Consider the following 5,303-nt stretch of genomic DNA (forward strand, 5'->3'; position numbering starts at 1 on the left):
TTGTACTATTAAATTATTTTGTTTTTCCTTTATGATCATTGATGATTTATTGATTGTCCACCATGCCTGGATTCTGCGAAAGCACCTTCGGTGGAATCTTAAACGTCAGTCTTTCCGGCCGTAAAGTGAAAGTGGACTGGGCCTCACCGGTTGCTGAGTATACGATATGCTTGGTGTTTACCGTTGATTTAAAATCCGGATCCACTGATAACCGTCTCATGTCGAACCAACGATATCCCAATCCTGCAAATTCCCTGATCCGTTCCTCCAGGATAAATTTTACGAGGGTATTTTTGTTTGTAGATATAGCGTCCGGAACAGGAGCATCAGCAGCCGGCATTCGTTTTACCCGTAAGGCCTCAATATCTGCTTTGGCTCCGGGTAAATCATTCAGCCGGGCTTTCACTTCTGCCCGCATTAGATAAATGTCAGGCACCACCATCCCTATGATAGGTGAAAACGGCCCTGCTTTTCTGGCCATACCCAAAGGAAATGCGGCGCCACTGGGATAGGGGATAGTGCTCATGAAATTTCTACGTAGATCAGACTGACCGTAGAGCGCCACTGTTGCAGGAGATAACGGGAGTGCATTAGATGCAGTTGTCCAATCCCCCATAGTTTGCCTTGAGTAAAGACTTTCTTCGTTATTATAAAGATTGGGAAGAGTGGGACCAAATATGGTAACAGGTAAAAATTGTCCGCCTGGACCAAATGTTATATTGTAGTCGTACAAACGAACCGGATACGTTGATGCCGCCAGATCTGTCATAGCAGCAGTCAGTTGCTCCAGGGCCTCATTGTACATTCCCATAAAGAGATACGTTTTCCCCAACAGGGCTTCCGCCGCGGGTCTGGACATGCGAAAACGGTGATATGGTGTGGGGCTTAAGTTGGGTATCGCCGCTTTCAGGTCATCAACTATAAAATCATATACCTCCTTCACTGTTGCTCTTGGAAAGCTGTTCATTGTTACATTGGCCTCTTTTACAATTGGGAACCCAGGATCGGTAGCAGCTGTTGCAGAATTGAACGGCTTAGCAAAAGTATTTACCAGTTGCAGATAGACCCATGCACGTCCTGCAAGCGCTTCCGCTTGCAGCGCCTCTTTTTCTCCGGCTGTTCCTCCCGTGGAATTTAGCACTTCATTGATAACAACGTTGTATACATACAGTGCCTTTGTGGGATAGGTAATTTCCGGCGCATCTTCATTTGGCTCATAGATATTGTCCTCCCATTGAAACGAACGTTGTTGCTGCAGCGTGATCCCGGAATAATAAGGTTCAATAGCCGCCATTTCATCTCCCATGGCCTGAGAATGCGTCATAAACTGGTTACCTAATGTAAGGCTATTGAGCAGCAGGTTATAATCATTCGTTTTCTCAGCGATTATTTTGCCTGCCGGAGTAACTTCAAGAAAGCTTTTTTGACAGCCCGCTATGCCTGAAGCAAGCGCCAATAAAAGAAACACTATATTAATTGACTTTTTCATTTCTTTTTTTTTGAATTAAAAAGACAGGTGTGCACCAATCGTAACTATACCTTGCATGGTCCGCATGTTCCGACTAAAATTGTATACGCGTTCCGGATCGCCTCCTGTGGCTGATGTGAGCGAAAATCCCTGGAACTCCGGGTCAATGCCATACCGGTTCGCCTTCCAGAGCATAAGATTGGATACCTGCACCCGGAATGTTACGTTATTAGCCTTAATAGCTTTAACCAGATGGGAGGGCAAACTGTAAGAAAGAGTTATATCCCTGATTTTTACGTAGGAGGCGTCTAACACATTCAGGTCGCCATACACATAATAATTAATATCCCTTCTGCTGCCGGAGAGCGAGCTGCTGCTTACATATGAGGGAACATTCGTAGTTTTCTCATCACCAGGTTTTCTCCATCTTTCATCAAAAATGGCATTGATGTTACCCTGAGCAAGATTAATGGCAGATGTATAACTGCCGGCATTTAAATCAAGTGCATTACTTCCAATCAGCCTGCCGGTGAAATAACTGCCCACATCTCTTCTCATTACGTGCCCCAGATTGAAGATGGCATTGACACTCAGCGAAAATCCTTTGTAAGTAAAGGTATTGGAGAATCCGCCGCTCCATGGAGGCTGAGTAGTTCCCATGTATAGCATGTCAGTTGGTTTGGTAATATTGCGTGTTTTAGTGACCGTTTTGTCGGCCAGATGAATTGTCGGATCTCCAAGGGCATCCAGCCCCGCATATTGGTATGCAAAAAGCGCAAAAGCAGAGTACCCGGGAAAATAGCGCTGATCTATCATCTGCTGCCCGGTAGTAATGGGCGTTTGATATTTGATGTCTGTGATCTCGTTCTTATTATAGGCGATGTTAAGTAAACTGGTCCACCTGAAATTCCGCGAATCGATATTGACGGAATTGATAACCGCTTCAACTCCCTTATTCTTCAAACTGCCATAGTTGCCAACAATTACTGAGTAACCGGTAAGTGTATTAACCGGCAACTGGCCAATCAGATCATCTGTTTTTCTGTTATAATAATCGACCGAACCTGAAAGACGCCGATTCAGTGCTGTAAAATCAATACCCAGGTTGATCGTTTGTGTACTTTCCCAGGAGAGGTGAGGGTTGCCGGGGGTTGCTATTGAAAAACTCCTGCCTCCCGGTAATGATGCAGAAGTGGCCGAAGAAAGAATATTGTATGAAGATGCAGTTCCTGGCACCGGGGCATTACCTGTAACCCCATAAGTAGCCCTGATGGCCAGGTGATCGATAACCGGAATTTTTTGCATAAAGGTTTCATCACTTAGCATCCATTTAGCGCCTGTACTCCAGACGGGTCTGTTTTGCGCACCTTTTTCCAGCCCAAATAAGTTGCTTTTATCAACCCGCCAGCTTGCATTCAGCGAATATCTTTGTGCATAAGTATATGCACCATTGGCATAATAAGATGTAAACCGGGTTTGACCTTCTGTTTCGCGATAATAGTCCGGTGGTAAAACGCTTTTTGAAATATTATTGGCAACAACAGGATTCATGATACCCAATGCCAGTGCGGCATAGTCTACCGGAATGGCATTGCGCAACTGGCGATCATAGCCCCTAACTGTACTTTCATTGGTAGTCAGCAGTTGCTCTTGTGCCTCCTGGCCAGCCAATACAGTTAGCTGGTGAAGCGTCCCTTTCCAAGCCTGGTCAAACACTAATTGATTCCGTACTGTCCAATCACGTTGAATAGTGTTACCTGTATAATATTTACCACCGGCAACAGGCAGATAATAAACTGGTGTTACTGCCGGATTCGCCGCTACAGTAAATTGTACCAACTCGTTGCGTTGAACAAAGCTGCTGTTATCGTCGTAGAGGGTGGTTTTATTGTGCCCGCGGATATAACCAAACACCCCTTCATACCTCAGTCCTTTAGTCACATTTAATGTGACACCGCCTATAATCCTGTTTAGGAGTGCATTTGTGTTTGAAGAGGCGAGTTGGGCATCGTCAAGAGGTTTGTAGTCAAGTCCAATGCGGGCCCTGGATTGGGCAGACTGGCGGGTGGAGTCTGTAAGGGCTCCCACATATGGCATAGAAAGGCTGTTTCCATCAGCATCCCGGAATAGCTGATAAGGATAAAACCTGCTGTCTGCGGAAACGGTTCTTGGTGATGAAGCTGTAATGTTAGTAAGATCTGTTATAAGGTATACTTTCAGGTATTTATTGAAATTGAAGTCCTGGCGCAGATTAACTTTATAAGTCCGGTTAGTTGCGCCGGGGCGGTTTGATTTTAAATCGGTATAGGAAAGCGAGCCATAAAATGTATGGACCTTGCCGCCGCCTCTCAGTGATACAGTGTGGTTCATCAACGCCGCATTCCTGTACCACAGGTCTTTGATCTGGCTACGGTTATCAATCGCCGCGAGACTGTCAAGACTCTTATTTGCCTGAGCGGAACTGATCAGTCCTCTATACTGGTTGTACAGGATCATTTCGTGGGGAGGCATACCAACAGCACCAAGTACATAAGCCGATGCTGTATTCCAGGGATATGCAACCGGATCGAATACTTCTTTTGCTGCTTGTATATACTGCTGACTATTCATTACAGGCAGATAGTCCAGGTCAGGCTTCCCCTGAAAGCTGATAAAGCCATCATAGTCAACTTTAAGATTTTCAGAAGCAGCACCCTTTTTCGTGGTAATAACAATTACCCCGTTAGAGGCTTTTGCGCCCCAGATAGATGCAGCTGTTGCATCTTTCAATACAGTTACATCTGCAACATCCTGGGGGTTAACGGCGTTGATATCACTTATTGGAATGCCATCCACGACAATGAGCGGCGCTCTGCCTGCGTTAATAGAATTGAGCCCTCTTATTAACACTCCTTCAGAGCCTGGTGCGTTATTAATGGTTAATCCCGGTACCAGGCCATCCATACGTTGCAGGATGTTCATACTGGTAGACCGGTTTTGCAGTATTTCCTTATCAGGTTTCGCAAATGAACCTGCGCTTCTTTCCCTGGAGAGCGTCTGATAACCGGTACTTACAGTTATTTCTATATCCTTCAATTGTGTTTCGGAGGTATATAGCCTGATGGTCAGATTGCCACCCGACAGAGCTCCTTTGCTAACGGCAACACTTTGGGTGGCAAAACCGATAAAGGTGGCCACAATCACATTGCCTTCTTCCAGATTCAGTGTAATGGCTCCATCGGTGTTTGTGACGCCAAGTTGCTTTCCATTCCTGAGGGAAATAGAGGCGCCGGTAAGCGGAGCTCCGGATGAATCCACCACACGGATTTTTACAGGAATAGCCTGCATGATGCTATCTGCTGCTGACCGGGCAGCTGGCTTACGGGAAAGAATAATGTTCTTACCTTGTATGGTATAGTCGAGTGGTTGATTTCTGAAAACCTCATCAAGCACTTCTTTTAATGGCTTGTTATAAGCGGAAAGGTTAATGACCCGGGCATTGACAAGCAGCTCCTTCTTTGCAAACAGTCCATACCCTGTTTGCTTTTTTACTTCTTTGAATACTTGTTTTAACGTGAGATTTTTACCGGAAAGAGTAATGTTCTGCGCGTTACCTGAAGCGTAGACCTGGATAAAAACAGCCGTCAATAAATAAAAGGTTAGTCTCATAACCCTGATGATTTTGGTAATACTCCGGATCCCTCCCGGAGAATCGAAGAGGCAATAGCAGTTTTTTTGCATAAATTGCAGCAGATTTGGTTGTTAAATAAGTGGTGTGCGACCATTTTTACCGACCGGTCATTATTCCGCCACGGCCGCGAACCGTGGCGGTTTTTATATAGTGGTTGGTTTTATT

General features: G+C 45.3%; 2 protein-coding genes. Both read right to left on the reverse strand.

Annotated features, from left to right (window positions below; genetic code table 11):
* Positions 1–46: 46 nt before the first annotated feature.
* Positions 47–1,489 carry a RagB/SusD family nutrient uptake outer membrane protein gene (locus VN105_RS10270; protein WP_325640490.1) on the reverse strand — a complete coding sequence of 481 codons (1,443 nt, stop codon included), beginning with the start codon at positions 1,487–1,489 and terminating at the stop codon, positions 47–49.
* A gap of 15 nt (positions 1,490–1,504) precedes the next feature.
* The gene (locus tag VN105_RS10275; RefSeq protein ID WP_325640492.1) at positions 1,505–5,116 is read right to left on the reverse strand and encodes a SusC/RagA family TonB-linked outer membrane protein; all 3,612 of its coding nucleotides are present in this window, start codon (positions 5,114–5,116) and stop codon (positions 1,505–1,507) included.
* Between the last annotated feature and the right edge of the window lie 187 nt (positions 5,117–5,303).

The organism is Chitinophaga sp. (genome assembly GCF_035564935.1).
Classification (GTDB): domain Bacteria; phylum Bacteroidota; class Bacteroidia; order Chitinophagales; family Chitinophagaceae; genus Chitinophaga.